At 66.7% G+C, this 17347-nt stretch carries 14 protein-coding genes; 9 read left to right on the top strand and 5 right to left on the bottom strand.

The features are described from left to right. Positions 1-165 precede the first annotated feature (165 nt). From ACQCSX_RS18025 to ACQCSX_RS18050, 6 genes are all read left to right on the top strand, one after another. A complete protein-coding gene (locus ACQCSX_RS18025; protein WP_427016605.1) occupies positions 166-2385 on the top strand; it encodes an NADP-dependent isocitrate dehydrogenase in 2220 nt (739 codons plus the stop codon). 236 nt (positions 2386-2621) lie between these two features. Next, entirely contained in the window at positions 2622-3848 is a 1227-nt protein-coding gene (locus ACQCSX_RS18030) for a branched-chain amino acid ABC transporter substrate-binding protein (RefSeq protein ID WP_427016606.1), read from the top strand. A 149-nt stretch (positions 3849-3997) separates the two neighbouring features. After that, positions 3998-5005: a branched-chain amino acid ABC transporter permease gene (locus ACQCSX_RS18035; protein WP_427016607.1), complete on the top strand. Its 1008-nt coding sequence runs from the start codon at positions 3998-4000 to the stop codon at positions 5003-5005. Then, positions 5002-6246, top strand: coding sequence for a branched-chain amino acid ABC transporter permease (locus ACQCSX_RS18040; RefSeq protein WP_427016608.1), 1245 nt, complete (start codon positions 5002-5004; stop codon positions 6244-6246). The genes ACQCSX_RS18035 and ACQCSX_RS18040 overlap by 4 nt, the downstream gene beginning before the upstream one ends. Continuing rightward, a complete protein-coding gene (locus ACQCSX_RS18045; RefSeq protein WP_427016609.1) occupies positions 6243-7187 on the top strand; it encodes an ABC transporter ATP-binding protein in 945 nt (314 codons plus the stop codon). Before ACQCSX_RS18040 ends, ACQCSX_RS18045 begins: the two co-directional genes overlap by 4 nt. After that, positions 7174-7887: an ABC transporter ATP-binding protein gene (locus tag ACQCSX_RS18050; protein ID WP_427016610.1), complete on the top strand. Its 714-nt coding sequence runs from the start codon at positions 7174-7176 to the stop codon at positions 7885-7887. The genes ACQCSX_RS18045 and ACQCSX_RS18050 overlap by 14 nt, the downstream gene beginning before the upstream one ends. Positions 7888-8057: 170 nt before the next feature. Here the strand turns inward: ACQCSX_RS18050 and ACQCSX_RS18055 are convergent. Continuing rightward, positions 8058-8901 (bottom strand): IS5 family transposase gene (locus ACQCSX_RS18055; RefSeq protein WP_427018933.1). Its coding sequence is split into 2 segments (ribosomal slippage): positions 8058-8594 and positions 8596-8901, totalling 843 coding nucleotides; the frame shifts between segments, so codons are not numbered across the junction. 103 nt (positions 8902-9004) lie between these two features. Beyond that, positions 9005-10102: a Gfo/Idh/MocA family protein gene (locus ACQCSX_RS18060; protein WP_427016611.1), complete on the bottom strand. Its 1098-nt coding sequence runs from the start codon at positions 10100-10102 to the stop codon at positions 9005-9007. Positions 10103-10279: 177 nt separating this feature from the next. On the opposite strand from ACQCSX_RS18060, the gene ACQCSX_RS18065 reads away from it, so the two are divergent. From ACQCSX_RS18065 to ACQCSX_RS18075, 3 genes are read left to right on the top strand one after another with little or no spacing between them, the layout of a single operon-like run. Next, complete coding sequence (locus tag ACQCSX_RS18065; RefSeq protein ID WP_427016612.1) at positions 10280-11344, top strand: hypothetical protein; 1065 nt, start codon at positions 10280-10282, stop codon at positions 11342-11344. Further along, positions 11341-12078 (top strand): ABC transporter ATP-binding protein, encoded by a 738-nt coding sequence (locus ACQCSX_RS18070; RefSeq protein WP_427016613.1) that lies wholly within the window; start codon positions 11341-11343, stop codon positions 12076-12078. Before ACQCSX_RS18065 ends, ACQCSX_RS18070 begins: the two co-directional genes overlap by 4 nt. After that, entirely contained in the window at positions 12075-13268 is a 1194-nt protein-coding gene (locus ACQCSX_RS18075; protein WP_427016614.1) for an ABC transporter permease, read from the top strand. The genes ACQCSX_RS18070 and ACQCSX_RS18075 overlap by 4 nt, the downstream gene beginning before the upstream one ends. 79 nt (positions 13269-13347) lie before the next feature. Here ACQCSX_RS18075 and ACQCSX_RS18080 read toward each other — a convergent pair whose 3' ends face one another. Genes ACQCSX_RS18080 through mmsA form a run of 3 tightly spaced genes read right to left on the bottom strand, consistent with a single transcriptional unit; the run spans position 13348 to position 17332 of the window. After that, positions 13348-14445: a substrate-binding domain-containing protein gene (locus ACQCSX_RS18080; protein WP_427016615.1), complete on the bottom strand. Its 1098-nt coding sequence runs from the start codon at positions 14443-14445 to the stop codon at positions 13348-13350. A gap of 49 nt (positions 14446-14494) precedes the next feature. Continuing rightward, the gene (gene mmsB / locus ACQCSX_RS18085) at positions 14495-15760 is read right to left on the bottom strand and encodes a multiple monosaccharide ABC transporter permease (protein ID WP_427016616.1); all 1266 of its coding nucleotides are present in this window, start codon (positions 15758-15760) and stop codon (positions 14495-14497) included. Between the two features lie 27 nt (positions 15761-15787). After that, the gene (gene mmsA / locus ACQCSX_RS18090; RefSeq protein ID WP_427016617.1) at positions 15788-17332 is read right to left on the bottom strand and encodes a multiple monosaccharide ABC transporter ATP-binding protein; all 1545 of its coding nucleotides are present in this window, start codon (positions 17330-17332) and stop codon (positions 15788-15790) included. Positions 17333-17347: the final 15 nt, after the last annotated feature.

Raw genomic sequence — 17347 nt, forward strand, 5'->3', positions numbered from 1 at the left:
CCGGATGCCGGGGCGGGCACCCAAGGCCCCCGGCCGCCGTGGTTGGGCCCGTCGCAAAGACGGGCGCAGGCGGCGCGTCGGGTAAGTTAGACCCGTTGAGATAACACACGATTTGCGAAGAAATCCGTCGTGAATCCGCAGAGATTCTTAGGAGACGCCGCACCAATGGCCAAGATTATCTATACCCACACCGATGAAGCGCCGATGCTGGCAACCTATTCGCTGCTGCCGGTCATCCAGGCATACGCATCGACCGCTGGTGTGGAAGTGGAAACCCGCGACATCTCCCTCTCCGGCCGGATCATTTCCGCCTTCGGGGACCACCTGCGCGAGGACCAGCGCGTCGACGACGCTCTGGCCGAGCTGGGCGCTTTGGCCAAGACGCCCGAAGCCAACATCATCAAGCTGCCCAACATCAGCGCCTCCATTCCGCAGCTGAAGGCCGCCATCGCAGAGCTCCAGGGCCAGGGCTACGCCCTCCCGGACTACCCGGATGACCCCTCCACGGACGAGGACAAGGACATCCGCGCCCGCTACGACAAGATCAAGGGCAGCGCCGTCAACCCGGTGCTGCGCGAGGGAAACTCGGACCGCCGCGCCCCGCTGTCGGTGAAGAACTACGCCCGCAAGAACCCGCACACCATGGGGGCCTGGTCCGCGGACTCCAAGACCAACGTGGCCACCATGGGTGCCGGCGACTTCCGCTCCAACGAGAAGTCCGTGGTGATTCCCGCCGACGACAAGATCAAGATCGAGTTCGTCGCCGAGGACGGCACCGTCTCGGTCCTGAAGGACTACTTCCCGGTCCTGGCCGGCGAGGTGGTGGATGGCACCGTGCTGCGTGCCGCCGCCCTGGACACCTTCCTGGCCGCCCAGATTGCCCGCGCCAAGGACGAGGGCATCCTCTTCTCCGCGCACCTGAAGGCCACCATGATGAAGGTCTCAGACCCCATCATCTTCGGCCACGTGGTCAAGGCCTACTTCCCGGAGCTGTTCGCCAACTACGGCGACGCGCTGGCCGCCGCGGGCCTGAGCGCGAACAACGGCTTGGCCTCCATCATTGCCGGCCTGCCCAACCTGGCCGAGGACGTCCGCACCGGCGTCGAGGCCGCCATCGCGAAGGGCTACGCCGAGGGCCCCGCCCTGGCCATGGTCGATTCCGACAAGGGCATCACCGGCCTGCACGTGCCCAGCGACATCATCGTTGACGCCTCGATGCCGGCCATGATCCGCACCTCCGGCCACATGTGGGGCCCCAGCGGCGAGGAGGCCGACACCCTGGCCGTCATTCCGGACAGCTGCTACGCCGGCGTGTACCAGGTGGTCATCGACGATTGCCGCGCCAACGGCGCCTTCGACCCCACCACCATGGGCACCGTTCCCAACGTGGGCCTGATGGCCCAGGCCGCCGAGGAATACGGCAGCCACGACAAGACCTTTGAAATCGCGTCCGCCGGCACCGTCCAGGTGCTCGACGGCGCCGGCAAGGTGCTGATCTCCCACGAGGTCTCCGCCGGGGACATCTGGCGCGCCTGCCAGACCAAGGACCTGCCGATCCGCGACTGGGTCAAGCTGGCCGTCACCCGTGCCCGCGCCTCCGCCACCCCTGCCATCTTCTGGCTTGACGAGGACCGCGCGCACGACGCCAACCTGATCGCCAAGGTCAAGGCGTACCTGCTCGAGCACGACACCGAGGGCCTGGCGATCGAGATCATGTCCCCGGAGAGGGCCACCGCCTTCACCCTGGAGCGCATCCGCCGCGGCGAGGACACCATCTCCGTCTCCGGCAACGTGCTGCGCGACTACCTGACGGACCTGTTCCCGATCCTGGAGCTGGGCACCAGCGCCAAGATGCTCTCCGTGGTTCCGCTGATCAACGGTGGCGGACTGTTCGAGACCGGCGCCGGCGGCTCCGCTCCGAAGCACGTCTCCCAGCTGCTGAAGGAAAACCACCTGCGCTGGGATTCCCTGGGCGAGTTCCTGGCCCTGGCCGTCTCCTTCGAGCACCTGGCCACCACCACCGGCAACGCCCGCGCCCAGGTGCTGGCCGACACGCTGGACCGCGCCACGGGAACCTTCCTGCTGGACGACAAGTCCCCCAAGCGCAAGGCGGGCGAGCTCGACAACCGCGGCAGCCACTTCTTCCTGGCCAAGTACTGGGCCCAGGAGCTGGCTGCGCAGAGTGCCGACGCCGAGCTGGCCGGCGACTTCGCCGCCATCGCCGAGGCCCTCTCCGCCAACGAGGAGGCCATCACGGCCGAGCTGCTCACCGTCCAGGGCTCGCCCGTGGACATCGGCGGCTACTACCGCCCGGACGAGGCCAAGGCCTCGGACATCATGCGGCCCTCGGCCACGCTGAACGGTGTGCTGGCCACCCTGGCCTAAGCTCTCCCGTCCGACAGCGGTGCGCGGCCCACGAAAGTGGGCGGCGCACCGCTGTGGGCGCTTAACGCGCAAAGCGGGCCAATAGATCCGAAGCGGCCGTGTTCGTTATCTGATCTTTATGTATCAATATGTGTTGCATGCCACATTCGTGCAGGTAGTCTCAGGGAACGTAATTCGGAACAAGCGCTGGGACAACGCGGTCCCAGCGCCAAAGATGCGCTCGGAAGGCAGACTCCATGTACCGAAAGAAAGTCCTTACCACCCTGGCCACAGCAGCCACCCTTGGCATGCTGCTCGCCTCGTGCGCCAACCAGGCGTCCACGGGCGGGCAGACTACCGCGAATGCCAACAAGGTCAATATCCCCGCACTGACCAAAATCGATACCCCAGCCGACGCCGCCCTGCCGGCCGGTGATGGCAAGGGCACCTGCCCCTCCACCACCACGCTGGCCTACGCCGGCGCCGAAACCGGCTCCAACGCCCAGCTGGGCATCAACATCTACAACGGCATCCAGCTGGCCATCAACCAGCACAACGAGGCCAACCCGGGCTGCCAGGTGCAGTTCAAGAAGTTCGACACCGAAGGCGACCCGAACAAGGCCACCGGCCCTGTCACCCAGCTGGTGAGCGAAGCGGACATCATCGGCGTCGTCGGCCTCCCGTTCTCCGGCGAATCCAAGGCAACAGGCAACATCTTCGAACAGAAGGGCCTGGTCCACATCACCCCGTCGGCCACCAACCCCACGCTGACGTCCAACGGCTGGACCACCTTCTTCCGTGGCCTGGGCAACGACGCCGTGCAGGGCCCGGCCGCCGCCAAGTTCCTCACTGGCAAGCTCGAGGCCAAGAAGGTCTACCTGGTCCAGGACGACTCGGACTACGGCATCGGCCTGGGCACCGCCACCTCGGCGGCCCTGGGCGGCGCACTGGCCGGCACTGACAAGATCACCACGGGCCAGAAGGACTTCTCCGCCGTGATCTCCAAGATCATGAACGCCAAGGTCGACGCCGTCTTCTATTCCGGCTACTACGCCGAGGGTGCACCCTTCGACCAGCAGCTGGTGGGCAAGGGCTTCACCGGCACGTTTGTCGGCCCCGACGGCGTGAAGGATGACCAGTTCATCAAGCTGGCCGGCGACGCCTCCTCCAACGCGTACTTCACCTGCCCCTGCATCCCCGGTGAGCTGATCCCGACGTTCGAGTCCGCGTACAAGGCGCTGGCCAACGCCGAGCCCGGCACGTACTCCATCGAGGGCTACGACGCCGCCACGGTGCTGCTCGCGGGCATCGACGCCGGCAAGCAGGACCGCGCGGCCCTGAAGGACTGGGTCAAGACCTACGACAAGGATGGACTGAGCAAGCACTACAAGTGGGATGACAAGGGCGAACTCCAGGCTCCCACCGTGTACGGCTACAAGGTCGAAAACGGCAAGATCCTTCCCATCGGTGCGATCGGCGAGTAGAAACCAATGAAGGGATGCTGTGGGGCGCGCGGTTGGTGCCCCACAGCATTTTTTCTGGTTTCCGCCATCAACAGCTCTATATCCCCGCTGCCCCGGCCAGAACCCGGACGGGGCATCATCGAGGTCCTTGAACCGTTCAGGATGTGACCATGCTTAGTGCACTCGCAATGTCCCTACCAACGGACAACAGCTGGATCAATTTCGACGTACCGTCGCTGATCCAAAACTTCTGGAGCGCAACCTTTGACGGGTTGACCTTCGGAGCCATCTACGCCCTCGTGGCGCTGGGGTACACGCTCGTCTACGGCGTGCTGAACCTGATCAACTTTGCCCACTCGGAAGTCTTCATCATGGGCTGCTACGGCGTGTTCTTCACGCTGAGCTTCCTGGGCTTCGGCCCGTCCGTGCCCAACCTGGACATCTGGTCCATCGTGCTCAACCTGGTCTTGGCCCTGATCGTGGCGATGCTGGCCTCGGCGCTGACGGCCTTCATCGTGGAGCGGGTGGCGTACCGCCCGCTGCGCCGGCGCAACGCGCCCCGGCTGGTCTACCTGATCACCGCCATCGGCGTCTCCTTCACCATCCAGTACTCGATCTTCGTCTGGCGCGGCCCCAACCCCGAGGTTGCCCTGACCATGTTCCGGCCCAAGCCCATCTTTGAGGTCTTTGGCACCGTCATCGACTCCCAGCAGCTGGTCATCGTGCTGGCGGCAGTGGTCATGATGATCGCCACCGACCAGTTCATCAGCAAGTCCCGCACCGGGCGCGGCATCCGCGCCGTGGCCCAGTCCCCGGACACGGCCACCCTGATGGGTGTGAACAAGGAACGCATCATCATTACCACCTTCATCATCGGCGGTGTGCTGGCCGGGGCCGCGGCCCTGTTCTACGTCATGAAGATCCCCTCCGGTGTGCAGTACAGCGGCGGTTTCGTCCTGGGTGTCAAGGCCTTCGCGGCCGCCGTCCTCGGCGGCATCGGCAACGTCCGCGGCGCCCTGCTGGGCGGCCTGCTGCTGGGCCTGATCGGCAACTACGGCCAGATCCTCCTCGGCAGCTCGCAGTGGACGGACGTTGTGGCCTTCGTGGTCCTGGTCCTGGTGCTGCTGGTGCGGCCCGAGGGCATCCTGGGCACGTCCCTTGGAAGGAGCAAAGCATGAGCATGGTAGATGGACCCACCCCGCTGCCGGGCGCCAAGGCCGGCCAGGCGGCGCAGGACCGCGAGGCGGAAACGACGGGCCCCGGGGCCAGCATCGACGCCCAAAAGAACGGCGGTGCGCTCAAGTCCTTCGGCTCCCGGTGGAATGCGCTGCCGCGCCAGCAGCAATGGGCCTGGCTGGCGATCATCGTTGTCCTGGCCTACCTGCTGCCGGTCATCAACCCGCCGCTGATCTCCACCGAACCGGGCAACAACTTTGCCCTGGCCTGCTTCGACATGGCCCGGTTCGCCCTGATCGCCGTCGGGCTGAACGTGGTGATCGGCTACGCCGGCCTGCTTGACCTGGGCTATGTGGCCTTCTTCGCCGTCGGCTCCTACACCGCGGCCATGCTGACCAGCCCGGACTCGACGTTCCTGAAGATCCCGTACCTGTGGACCATCCCGGTGGCCATGGCCGTGACCATGTTCTTCGGTGTGGTCCTCGGCGTGCCGACGCTGCGGCTGCGCGGCGACTACCTGGCCATCGTGACCCTCGGCTTTGGTGAAATCGTCCGCATCCTGGCCACCATCATCCCGGCCATGGCCGGCCAGGTCGGTTTCCAGAACGTGGGCCACCCGCCCGGCACTGAGGCCGACGGCACCCCGATCTTCTCGAACTCGAACGGCACGCCCTGGTACTGGCTGGTGTTGACGGTGTTGATCGTCGTGCTCCTGCTGGCCGGCAACCTGGAACGCAGCCGCGTGGGCCGGGCCTGGATCGCCATCCGCGAGGACGAGGACGCCGCCGAAATCATGGGCGTCCCCACCTTCAAGTACAAGGTCTGGGCGTTCGCCATCGGCGCCGGCGTGGGCGGGCTCTCCGGGGCCCTGTTTGCCGGCCAGGTGGGCTTCGTGAACAACCAGAAGTTCGACGTCGTCACCTCCATCCTGTTTGTCGCCGCCGTGGTGCTGGGCGGCGCGGGCAACAAGGTCGGTGCCATCCTCGGCGGCGCGCTGGTCAGCTACATTCCGCTGCGCTTCACGGCGATCGCGGAGTACAAGTACCTGATCTTCGGCATCGCCCTGGTCCTGATCATGATCTTCCGGTCCCAGGGCCTGCTGCCGGCCCGCCAACGGCTGCTGGCCTATGGCCGGATGGCCTACAACCGCGCGGCCACGGCGGCCACCGGCAAACACGCGGGACCGGCGCCGTCGGCCGGCACGGGAGCGGGCACCGGACCGCAGACGGAGGCAGGAGCATGAGCAACATGGAACCGTCGGATGCACCCCGGAGCGCACCGGAGGGTGCACCGGACACGGCCGCTGGCACCGCCTCGGAGATCGATGAGGCGGTGATGGCGGAGGCGGGCATCGACCTCGACGTGGCCCAGGCCGTTGCCCCGGACCGGGAGATCGCCGTGAATGTGGGCGACAGCCTGGTCCAGGTGCAGAACCTGACCATCAAGTTTGGTGGCCTCACCGCCCTGGACAACATCTCCTTCGACATCAAGCGCGGCGAGATCCTGGGCCTGATCGGCCCCAACGGTGCCGGCAAGACCACCTGCTTCAATGCCATGACGGGCGTCTACAAGCCCACCAGCGGCAAGATCCTGCTGGAGGGCACCTCCATCGGCGGGCTGAAGCAGCACAAGATCACCCGCATGGGCCTGGCCCGCACCTTCCAGAACATCCGGCTCTTTGGCGAGATGACGGCGCTGGAAAACGTGGTGGTGGGGCTCGATGCCCGGCACCGGACCAGTGTGGGCGGGGCGCTGCTGCGCCTGCCCACGCACGTGAGGGAGGAGAAGAGCGCCATTGAGCGCGGCATGGCGCTGCTGGAATTCGTGGGGGTGGCAGACCATGCCGCCACCCTCTCCCGGCATCTCTCCTACGGCCACCAGCGGCGGCTGGAGATTGCCCGCGCCCTGGCCACCGACCCCAAGGTGCTCTGCCTCGATGAGCCGGCCGCCGGCTTCAACCCGGCGGAGAAGGAGGAGCTGATGGAGTTGATCCGCACCATCCGCGCCGACGGCTACACCGTGCTGCTCATTGAGCACGACATGAAGCTGGTCATGGGGGTCACGGACCGCATTGTGGTGTTGGAGTTCGGCAAGAAGATTGCCGACGCCGTTCCGGCAGCCATCCGCGCGGATCCGCGCGTGGTTGCCGCCTACCTAGGGGAGCCCGAAGATGACGTTGCTTGAGCTGAAGAACATCTCCGTCCACTACGGCCGGATCCAGGCCATCAAGGACCTGTCCTTCACCGTCAACGAGGGGGAGATTGTCTCCCTTATTGGTGCCAACGGTGCGGGCAAGACCACCACGATGAAAACCATCTCGGGCCTGCTGAACCCCTCCGCCGGCTCCATTGAGTTTGCCGGCGAGGACATCACCAAGATGAAGGCGCACATCCGCGTGGTGCAGGGGATCTCCCAGGCGCCCGAGGGGCGCGGCATTTTCCCGGGCATGACGGTCATGGAAAACCTGGACATGGGCACCTTCGGGCGCAGGGACAAGTCCGGCGTGCCGGCGGACCTGGAGCGGGTCTTTGACCTGTTCCCGCGCCTGCTCGAGCGCCAGAAGCAGTACGGCGGCACCATGAGCGGCGGCGAGCAGCAGATGCTGGCCATCGGGCGCGCCCTGATGTCCAGCCCGAAGCTGCTGCTGCTGGACGAGCCCTCCATGGGCCTGGCCCCGCAGTTCATCCGGCAGATCTTCAAGATCATCACCGAGATCAACAAGCAGGGCACCACCGTGCTGCTGGTGGAGCAGAACGCCAACCAGGCCCTGGCCCGGGCCGACCGTGCCTTTGTCCTGGAGACGGGCTCCATCACGCACAGCGGCACCGGCAAGGAGCTGCTGGTCAACCCGGCCATCAAGGAGGCCTACCTGGGCGCCGGCTGACCCGCCGCTGGAGCGGAGCCGAAACCCGGTGGGACGGGAGTGTCCCCGGGTGCCGCCGACGTCGAGTCCCGTTCAGGACGCAGTAGTGGTCGTGTCATGAACGGGAAGCGGCGTCATGGATGCAGTTGTGCGTCCTGGACGGCCGCCGTCGTTGGCCGCCGGGGAGACACTTAGGGCGTGTCTCCCAATGCGGCGCTCCAGATGACGACGGCGTGCAGGACGGCCGCTGAGCGGTAGGTGAGGGCCAGTTTGTCGTAGCGGGTGGCCAGGGACCGCCATTGCTTGAGGGTGTTGAAGCTGCGCTCGACCACATTGCGCCGTTTGTAGGCGTCCCTGTCGTATCTGACGGGGCGTCCCCCGGCGGAGCCCTTGCGTTTCCGGTTGGCCTTCTGGTCGTCCTTTTCCGGGATAACGCACTCGATGCCCCGCCCGCGCAGGTACGCCCGGATTGCTTTGGAGGAATAGGCCTTGTCGGCCATGGCCCGGTCCGGGCGGGTGCGGGCCCGGCCGGGACCGGGCCTTTCTACCTTCAGGGCCTCCATGAGGTTCTCAAACATCGGCGAGTCCCCGCCCTGGCCCGGCCCCAGCAGCAGGACCAGGGGACGCATGTTGCCATCCACCAGGGCGTGGATCTTGGTGGTCAGCCCGCCGCGGGACCGGCCGATGGCATGGTCCTCAGGCTCGTCGAGCAGATTCCTGTAATTCGACAGGTCCCCCTGTGTGGCGGGGCAGGTTCGTGCCGTGCTGGTGGGCACGGTTGACCGTGGAGTCGATCGAGACCTCCCAGTTGATCAGCCCGGCCGTGTCCGCGCGGGTCAGCAACGCCGCCAGGACCTTGTCCCAGGTCCCGTTGGCGGCGTTGCGGCGGTGGTGCTTCCACACGGTCTTCCACGACCCGAAATAGGCAGGGAGATCACGCCATGGGATCCCTGCCCGGTAGCGGTAGATGATGCCCTCGGTCATCAGCCGGTGGTCGTTGAAGGGTCGGCCCGGTTTCCCCGACGAATCGGGCATCAACGGGGCAATGGACTCCCACTGGGCATCGGACAACACGGAATAGCGAGAAGGCACCCATCAATCATGCCAAACCGCAAAACCACTGATTAGGAGACACACCCTAGGCCGGCGGCACCTGGTCGTTGGCGTAGACCACGCCCAGCTGGGCGCGCACGCCGTCGAACAGGTCCATGATGGCCACGGAATCGGCCAGCGGCATGGTGGGGCTTTCCAGCAGCCCGGACTGGATGCAGCGGGTGACCTCGCGCAGCTGGTAGGTGTACCCGTTGCCGGGCTCCTCGAAGGACTCCTCGCGGCTGGTGTCCCAGCCGGTCGTGATCCGGATGGTCCGGGGGTTGTTCACCGAGCCCACGGTTTCGATCATGCCCTTGATGCCGGAGACCACTGCCGCGCGGGGGCCAAAGGAGCTCAGGTAGCTCATCAGCTGGGCCTGCGCACCGCCGTCGTAGTCCAGTGTCAGGGCGTTCTGGCTGTCCACGCCAAAGTCCGTCACCGTGCCGGTGGCGTGGACGGCGGTGGGCGCGCCCAGCGCACCCCAGGCCCAGAGCAGCGGGTACACGGTCAGGTCCAGCAGGGCGCCGCCGCCGTCGGCCGGGGCCCAGATCCTGGCGCTGAGGTCCTCCGGTGCCGGGAAGCCGAGGTCCGCCCGGACCCAGCGCACCGTGCCGATCTCGCCCGAGGCGATGATGTCCAGGGCGCGCTGGATGCCCGGCACAAACCGGGCCCAGACCGCCTCCATGAGGAACACTCCGCGGGCACGGGCCAGCTCCACCAGCGCGCGTGCCTCCGCGGCATTGATGGTCAAGGCCTTCTCGCACAACACGTGCTTGCCGGCCTCCAGCGCGGCCTTGGCCACCTGGTAGTGCTGGGCGTGCGGGGTGGCGATGTAGACCACGTCCACGTCCGGGTCCTGGACCAGCTGCTCGTAGCCGGCCGGGCCGGCGCCGTCGGTTCCGCCGTCGTAGTAGGAGGCGGCAAAGCCGAACTGTGCCGCGAATTCCTCCGCCTTGGCCCGGGTGCGCGAACTTACGGCCTGCAGGACCACATCCTCCAGCAGCGCCAGATCCGCCGTCACCGCGTGGGCAATGCCGCCGGTGGCCACCACACCCCAGCGCAGGGCGGTGCCGGTGGCGGACAGGGTGTCGGGATTGTCGCTGGTGTACCAGCTGGGCCTGATGATGTGGCGGGGTTCAGTCATGCGCACATTCTGCCACCGGCACGCGGCGCCGCGGCGAAGATGTCGGGCCGGTGCGCCCTGCACGGGCCATACATAGATACGCGGTATAGTGGCTGCAATGTCCATGGGGGGACCGCTGCCTGTGGGGAAGTATGCGAAAGAGTGGATATGAGAATTCTTAGACGAATTGTTTTTCCGGTGGCCTGGCTGCTGGTCTTTGCCGTGATTGCCGCGGCCCTGGTCAAGATGGCCTTCATTGACGGGCTCCAGCAGGAGGCCGCACCGCTGGTGCCCCGGGCGGGCCTGGCCTCGCCGGCGGTGCCGGTGGCCCTGGGCACAGTGGTGAACACCCTGGAGCTCAAGGGCACTGTGGCCAGCGATCCGGACGTGACGGCCAAGGCCACGGCGGCCGGCAAGGTGGTCTACCTGTTCGCCGCCGCCGGGGACGCCGTCGCCAAGGGCGACAGGCTGCTCCAGATCCGTTCCGAGGTGGTGCCCGAGGCCGGTGCCGCCGTGCGGCCGCCCGCCGGAGAGGAGCCTGCCGCCCCCGCCGCCCCGGTGTACAGCTACACGGATGTGCTGGCCCCGGTGGCCGGGACGCTCGCGACGCTGCCGCTGCTGCTCAACCAACAGGTGGGCGTGGGCGATGCCGCGGCGACGGTGGCCACCGGCACCTTCACCATCAGCGCGCCGCTGGATGCCGCGGCGCAGTACCGGCTTCTGGGCCGGCCCAGCACGGCCAAGGGTTTCGTCACCGGCGGTCCGGGTGCCTTCGACTGCGTGGACGTCAAGACCCGGAACGCCGACGCCGGCACGGGTGCCGTCTCGGGTGCCGGCACCACCACCGGCGGATTGTCGGCGCCGCTGGCTGCGGCGGGGCCCGGCATGGGGCAGGCGTCCGACGGCGGCGCGGCCGGCCCCAGCGGCACCACCACGGGCACCGTCACCTGCGCCGTTCCGGCGGACACCCCTGTCTTTGCCGGGCTCGGGGCCACCGTGACAGTCAGCGCTGGCGAGGCCAGCAATGTGCTCACGGTTCCGCTCACCGCCGTCAAGGGCAGCGTCAGCGAGGGCGTGGTGTGGGTCCAATCGGTGGCCGGCGCGCCCGAACAGCGCACCGTGTCGCTGGGGCTGAACGACGGCGCCCGGGTGGAAGTCACCCAGGGCCTCGCCGAGGGCGAATCCGTGCTGGAATTCGTGCCGGGTGCGCCCGCCGTTGGCCAGCCGGGGATGCCCGCCTACGGTGGAGGGATGGGCGGATGAGCACCGGCACCCTGGACCGGGAACCGGGCGAGGTCCTTCTCGAGCTGGCGGACGTCACCCGCACCGTGCTGCTGCCCGACGACGAAGAGCTGCACATTCTCCGCGGCGTGACCCTGCGGGTCTCGGCCGGGGACCATGTGGCCATTGTGGGGCGGTCCGGCTGCGGAAAGTCCACACTGCTGAACCTGCTGGGCCTGCTGGATGTGCCCACCAGCGGGCGGCTGGACTTCGCCGGCCGCCCGGTGTCCAGCCTGCGCTCCAACGCCCGGGCCCGGCTGCGCGGGGCCTCGGTGGGCTTCGTCTTCCAGCAGTTCAACCTGCTGCCCGGCCGCACTGCACTGGAAAACGTGGCCATGCCGCTGCTCTATGCCAGGGGCCGCGATTTCTGGCGCCGCAACGAGCTCGCCATGGAGATGCTGGACCGGGTGGGCCTGGCCGGCCGGGCCGACACCGCACAGCACATGCTCTCCGGCGGCGAGCAGCAGCGGGTGGCCATTGCCCGTGCGCTGGTGCGCCGCCCCCGGCTGATCCTGGCCGACGAGCCCACCGGCGCACTGGACGTGGAGACGGGCCTGCATGTCATGGAACTGCTGGAGAGCGTGGCCGCCGAGTCGGGCGCCGCGCTGGTGGCCATCACCCACGACCCCAATGTCGCCGCCCGCGCCCGGACCCGGTACGCCCTGGACCAGGGCGTCCTGGCCCCCGCGGCCACAGCTGCGGTGGTGGGCGCATGAGCGGGTTCATCTCCGCACTGGTGGAGGCCTTCTCCGAGCTGCGGATCCACAAGACCCGCATCCTGCTGGCCCTGGTGGGGGTGGCTGTCTCGGTCGCGGCCCTGGCCTCGGTGGTGGGGGTGGGGGAGCTGGTCCGCGAATCCATGCGGGCTGACTCCGAGCGCAACGGCGGCCGGGAGGCGAGCCTGAGCATCTATGCCAATCCCGGCTCGGCCAGCGACACCGCCAAGCTTGACGCCGCCTTCGGCTCCGTCGTCGAACGCTACGGCATCGGCTACGCCACCCGGGTGGGGCACGCCAGCGGCAGCTTCCAGTTTGCCCGCGGTGTGCAGAGCGTGGACGTCAGCGTGGTGGACCCCGCCTATGGTGTGATCCACCGGGTGGAGCCGGTGGCGGGTGCGTGGTTTGCCGACGACGACGGCGACCGGCTGGCCCCGGCGCTGGTGGTCAACGAGGCCTTCTACTCCTTCATGGGACGCCCCGACCTGGCCACCTCCCCGCGCGCCACGGTGCGCGGGGACAGGGAATACGCCGCCGTCGTCATTGGGGTGGTGCGCGACCAGTATCCGGGCATGGGCCCGGCGGCCTTCATGCTCGCTAAGGGCGCCGAACTCAGCGGGATCACCGGTGGCGGCGGCCAGCGGCCCACCGAATACCGGATGTGGGTGCCGCCGGCCATGGCCGGGATGCTCAGCGCCGCCATCGCTGCGGACCTGCAGACGGCCCTGCCCGGCATGGGCCTGCAGGTGAACCGCAGCGACTTCGCCGCGTACGGGGACCCCTTCGGGCAGGTCCAGCTGGTGATCGGCGGCATCGCCGTGCTGGTGCTGCTGCTGGGGGCCATCGGCCTGTTGAACATCTCCATGGTGACGGTGCGGTACAGGGTGCGCGAGATCGGCATCCGGCGCAGCTTTGGCGCCACCTCCGGGCGGATCTTTGCCGGGGTGCTGATGGAATCGGTGGTGGCCACCACCGTGGCCGGCGCCGTCGGCGTCATGGCGGCCATCGCCGTCGTCAAAAACCCGTGGGTCCAGCACCAGCTGGCGCCCGGGCTCAGCGAGTACCCGGCATTCCCGCTCGAGGCCGCGCTGCTGGGGCTGGGGGCCGCCGTGTTGGTGGGCGCGCTCGCCGGCGCCATTCCGGCCCTGGTGGCCATCCGGATCAAGGTGATCGACGCGATCCGGTTCTAGGCCGTTCACGGGATAATGCGCAAGGGCCCGGATCGTGGAAACGATCCGGGCCCTCTGACTTGTCTGTGGAACGCTGGCGCTACTTGGTCAGCGGGCCAAGCACCTTGTCATTCTTGTACTGCTCGGCAGCGTTGGCCTTGGTGACGATCTGCGGAACCAGCAGGTAGGCCGGAACCACCTTGACGCCATTGTTGTAGGACTTGGGGTCGTTGATCTCCGGGGTCTTGCCGGCCTGCAGGTCCTTCACCATCTGGATGGCGTGCTTGACCAGGGCGGTGGTGTCCTTGTTGATGGTGGAGTACTGCTCGCCGGCCATGATGGACTTGACGGACTCAACCTCGGAATCCTGGCCGGTGACGATCGGGATCGGCTTCCCGGCGGCCTTCACCGAGGTGAGGATGGCGCGGGCCAGGGTGTCGTTGGGGGAGAGGACGCCATCCAGCTCGGCGGAGCCGTAGCTGCCGGCCAGCAACGTGTCCATGCGCTTCTGGGCGTTCTCGGCCTTCCAGCCCTGGGTGACGGCCTGCTCGAAGGTCTTCTGGCCCGAGACAACCTTCAGGGTCCCGTCGTCGATCTTCGGCTGGAGGACGTTCATGGCGCCGTCAAAGAAGACCTTGGCGTTGGCATCGTCCGGGGAGCCGGCAAAGAGCTCGATGTTGTACGGACCGGAGTCCTTCTTGCCCTTCATTCCGTCCAGAAGCGCCTGGCCCTGCAGCTGGCCCACCTTGTAGTTGTCGTACGCCACGTAGTAGTCAACGTTTTCGGTGTTCAGCAGCAGCCGGTCGTAGGCAATGACCGTGGCGCCGGCATCCTTGGCCTGCTTGAGCTGGGTGCCCAGCTGGGCACCGTCAATGGCACCGACGATGATGACCTTGGCGCCCTTGGTGACCATGGAGCTGATCTGGTTCTGCTGGTCCGAGACACCGCCGTTGGCGAACTGGACGTCGGCCTTGAAACCTGCGCTCTTCAGCCCGTCGTTGAACAGCCCCTCGGCCAGGACCCAGTTTTCGCTGGTCTTCTGCGGCAGGGCCACGCCGATCTCGGCATCCTGGGCAAACCCGCCGGCTGCCCCGGAGGTGCCGGCGGGGGTCTCCGCGCGCCCGCAGCCGGTCAGGGCCAGGGCGGATACGGCGGCAATGACAGCAAGCGACTTCACCGATTTATTGAACGTCAACATTGATTTTCACTTTCTTCCAAGGTGGGAATGGTGCATCTGCAGCGGATTGCTAGGGCTCGGAGGGGACGGAAATGACATCTTTGGTGTCGGCCGTTTCGACCTCGGGCCGGGTGCCGAAGCTCTTCATGATCATGCCGATCAGGGACTTCTTGCCCTGGGTCTTGTTGTAGACGTCGAAGGCGACGGCGGCGAGCAGGACCAGGCCCTTGATGATCTGGGTGGCGTCGGCGCCGATGCCCAGCAGCTGCAGGCCGTTGTTCAGCACGGCCATCACCAGGCCACCGATCACGGAGCCGACGACGGTGCCCACACCACCGGTGACGGCGGCGCCGCCGATGAAGACGGCCGCGATGGCGTCCAGCTCCCAGCCCACGCCGTCGAAGGGTCCGGAGGCGTTGGACCGGCCCACGAAGATCATGCCCGCCAGGCCCGCCAGCACGGCCATGTTCATCATGACCAGGAAGTTGACCCGCCGGCTCTTCACACCGGAGAGCTCGGCCGCGTGCCGGTTGCCACCGACGGCGTAGATGTGGCGGCCGACGACGGTCTTGGCGGAGATGAAGCCGTACACCAGCACCAGCACGCCCAGGATCAGGCCGGGGACGGGGAAGGAAGTGCCCGGGCGCCCCGTGGCGAACAGGTAGGTGGCGTAGAGCACGGCAGCGGAGAGCAGCACCAGCTTGGTCACGGACACCCAGCGCGGGGCCACCTCGGCGCCCAGGAAGATGGCGTTCCTCCGGGACCGGATCTCGCCCCAGATGATCGCGGCGACCATGACCACACCGATCAGCAGGGTGAGGTTGTTGTAGCCCGTGTCAGGTCCGATTTCGGGCAGGTAGCCGGCGCCAATGAATTGGAAGTCCTTGGGCACCGGGATGGTGTTGGACTTGCCGACAAACTGGTTGGCGCCGCGGAAGAGCAGCATGCCGGCCAGGGTGACGATGAAGGCCGGGATGCCGACATAGGCCACCCAAAACCCCTGCCACGCACCAATCAGGGCGCCCAGCACCAGGCCCAGGAGGATGCCGACAAACCAGGGCAGATGCCAGTCCCGCATGGTGATGGCCACGACGATGCCGACAAAGGCCGCGATGGAGCCGACGGACAGGTCGATGTGTCCGGCGATGATGACCAGCACCATGCCGATGGCCAATATCAGGATGTAGGCGTTGCCATTGAACAGGTTGATCACATTGTCCGGAGTCAGGGTCAGTCCGCCCGTGAGGATCTGGAAAAAGACAACCAAGGCGATCAGGGCAAAGATCATGCCGAATTGCCGGGTGTTGCCGCCAAAGAGCTGTTTGAGCGCGTTCATTGTTTTGGTCCTCTATCTTCGAAGCGTTCAGGCGGTTTTCTTGGCCGCGGTCATCAATTTCATGAGGCTTTCCTGGTTGGCCTCGTCCTTGTCCAGCACCCCGGTGATGGCGCCCTCAAAGATGGTGTAGATCCGGTCGGAGAGGCCCAGCAGTTCCGGCAGCTCCGAGGAGATGACGATGACGCCCTTGCCCTGGTTGGCCAGCTGCTGGATGATGCCGTAGATCTCGTATTTGGCCCCGACGTCGATGCCTCGCGTCGGCTCGTCCAGGATCAGCAGGTCCGGATCGGTGAACATCCATTTGGCCAGCACCACCTTCTGCTGGTTTCCGCCGGAGAGCTTGGCCACACCCTCGTCCACGCTGGGCGCCTTGGTGCGCAGCTGGCGCCGGTATTCCTCCGCCACTGCGTATTCGCGGTTCACGTCCACCACCGTGTTTTTGGAGATCTTCTCCAGCGCGGCGGACACCGTGGTGGTCTTGATGTCGTCGAGCAGGTTCAGCCCGAGCGACTTGCGGTCCTCGGTGACGTAGCCCAGGCCGTGGTGGATGGCCTGGGGCACGGTTTTCAGCGCGACCTCCTTGCCGTCCTTGACGATCTGGCCGGAGATGAAGTTTCCATAGGACCGCCCGAAAACCGACCGGGCCAGCTCGGTGCGGCCGGCACCCATCAGCCCGGCGAAGCCGACAATCTCGCCGCGGCGGACGTTGAAGCTGGAGTTCTTGCAGACCATCCGGTCCGCGATGGCCGGGTGCGCGACGTTCCAGTTCTTCACCTCGAAGAAGACCTCGCCGATCTTTGGCTCGTGGTCCGGGAAGCGCGATTCCAGGGTCCGCCCCACCATGCCCTTGATGATCCGGTCCTCGTCGACGCCGTCGGCCTCGACGTCGAGGGTCTCGATCGTCTTCCCGTCGCGGATGATGGTGATGGAGTCCGCCACGGCTTCGATCTCGTTGAGTTTGTGGGAGATCATGATGGAGCTGATGCCCTTGCTCTTCAGGCCGCGGATCAGATCCAGCAGGTGCTGGGAATCCGATTCGTTCAGGGCGGCCGTGGGTTCGTCGAGGATGAGCAGTTTCACGGACTTGTTCAGGGCCTTGGCGATTTCGACCAGCTGCTGCTTGCCGACGCCGATCTCCTTCACGGGGGTGTCAGGGTCGTCGCTGAGGCCGACCCTGGCCATCAGCTCGATGGTCCGTTTGCGGGCCTCGGTCCAATTGATCACCCCGAAGCGGGTGGGCTCGTTGCCGAGGAAAATGTTTTCCGTGATGGACAGTTCGGGGATCAGCGCCAGCTCCTGGTGGATGATGACGATCCCCGCGGCCTCGCTGGCCCTGATGTCCTTGAATTCGCAGACCTGGCCCTGGTAGACGATGTCGCCCGTGTAGGTGCCGTAGGGGTACACGCCGGAGAGGACCTTCATCAGGGTGGACTTGCCGGCGCCGTTCTCGCCGCAAATGGCGTGGATCTCCTCGGCCCGGACGGCCAGGGATACATCGGCCAAGGCCTTGACCCCGGGGAACTCCTTGGTGATCGAACGCATCTCCAGAATCACTGGGTGGCTGGACGTCATGGGGTACTTCGCCTC

This window comes from Pseudarthrobacter sp. P1, from assembly GCF_050156935.1.
In the GTDB taxonomy this organism is placed as follows: Bacteria; Actinomycetota; Actinomycetes; order Actinomycetales; family Micrococcaceae; genus Specibacter.

Coding starts and splice junctions, on each gene's coding strand:
- ACQCSX_RS18025 (WP_427016605.1), top strand. CDS start 166: ATGGCCAAGATTATCTATACCCACACCGATGAAGCGCCGATGCTGGCA.
- ACQCSX_RS18030 (WP_427016606.1), top strand. CDS start 2,622: ATGTACCGAAAGAAAGTCCTTACCACCCTGGCCACAGCAGCCACCCTT.
- ACQCSX_RS18035 (WP_427016607.1), top strand. CDS start 3,998: ATGCTTAGTGCACTCGCAATGTCCCTACCAACGGACAACAGCTGGATC.
- ACQCSX_RS18040 (WP_427016608.1), top strand. CDS start 5,002: ATGAGCATGGTAGATGGACCCACCCCGCTGCCGGGCGCCAAGGCCGGC.
- ACQCSX_RS18045 (WP_427016609.1), top strand. CDS start 6,243: ATGAGCAACATGGAACCGTCGGATGCACCCCGGAGCGCACCGGAGGGT.
- ACQCSX_RS18050 (WP_427016610.1), top strand. CDS start 7,174: ATGACGTTGCTTGAGCTGAAGAACATCTCCGTCCACTACGGCCGGATC.
- ACQCSX_RS18060 (WP_427016611.1), bottom strand. CDS start 10,102: ATGACTGAACCCCGCCACATCATCAGGCCCAGCTGGTACACCAGCGAC.
- ACQCSX_RS18070 (WP_427016613.1), top strand. CDS start 11,341: ATGAGCACCGGCACCCTGGACCGGGAACCGGGCGAGGTCCTTCTCGAG.
- ACQCSX_RS18075 (WP_427016614.1), top strand. CDS start 12,075: ATGAGCGGGTTCATCTCCGCACTGGTGGAGGCCTTCTCCGAGCTGCGG.
- ACQCSX_RS18080 (WP_427016615.1), bottom strand. CDS start 14,445: ATGTTGACGTTCAATAAATCGGTGAAGTCGCTTGCTGTCATTGCCGCC.
- mmsB (WP_427016616.1), bottom strand. CDS start 15,760: ATGAACGCGCTCAAACAGCTCTTTGGCGGCAACACCCGGCAATTCGGC.
- mmsA (WP_427016617.1), bottom strand. CDS start 17,332: ATGACGTCCAGCCACCCAGTGATTCTGGAGATGCGTTCGATCACCAAG.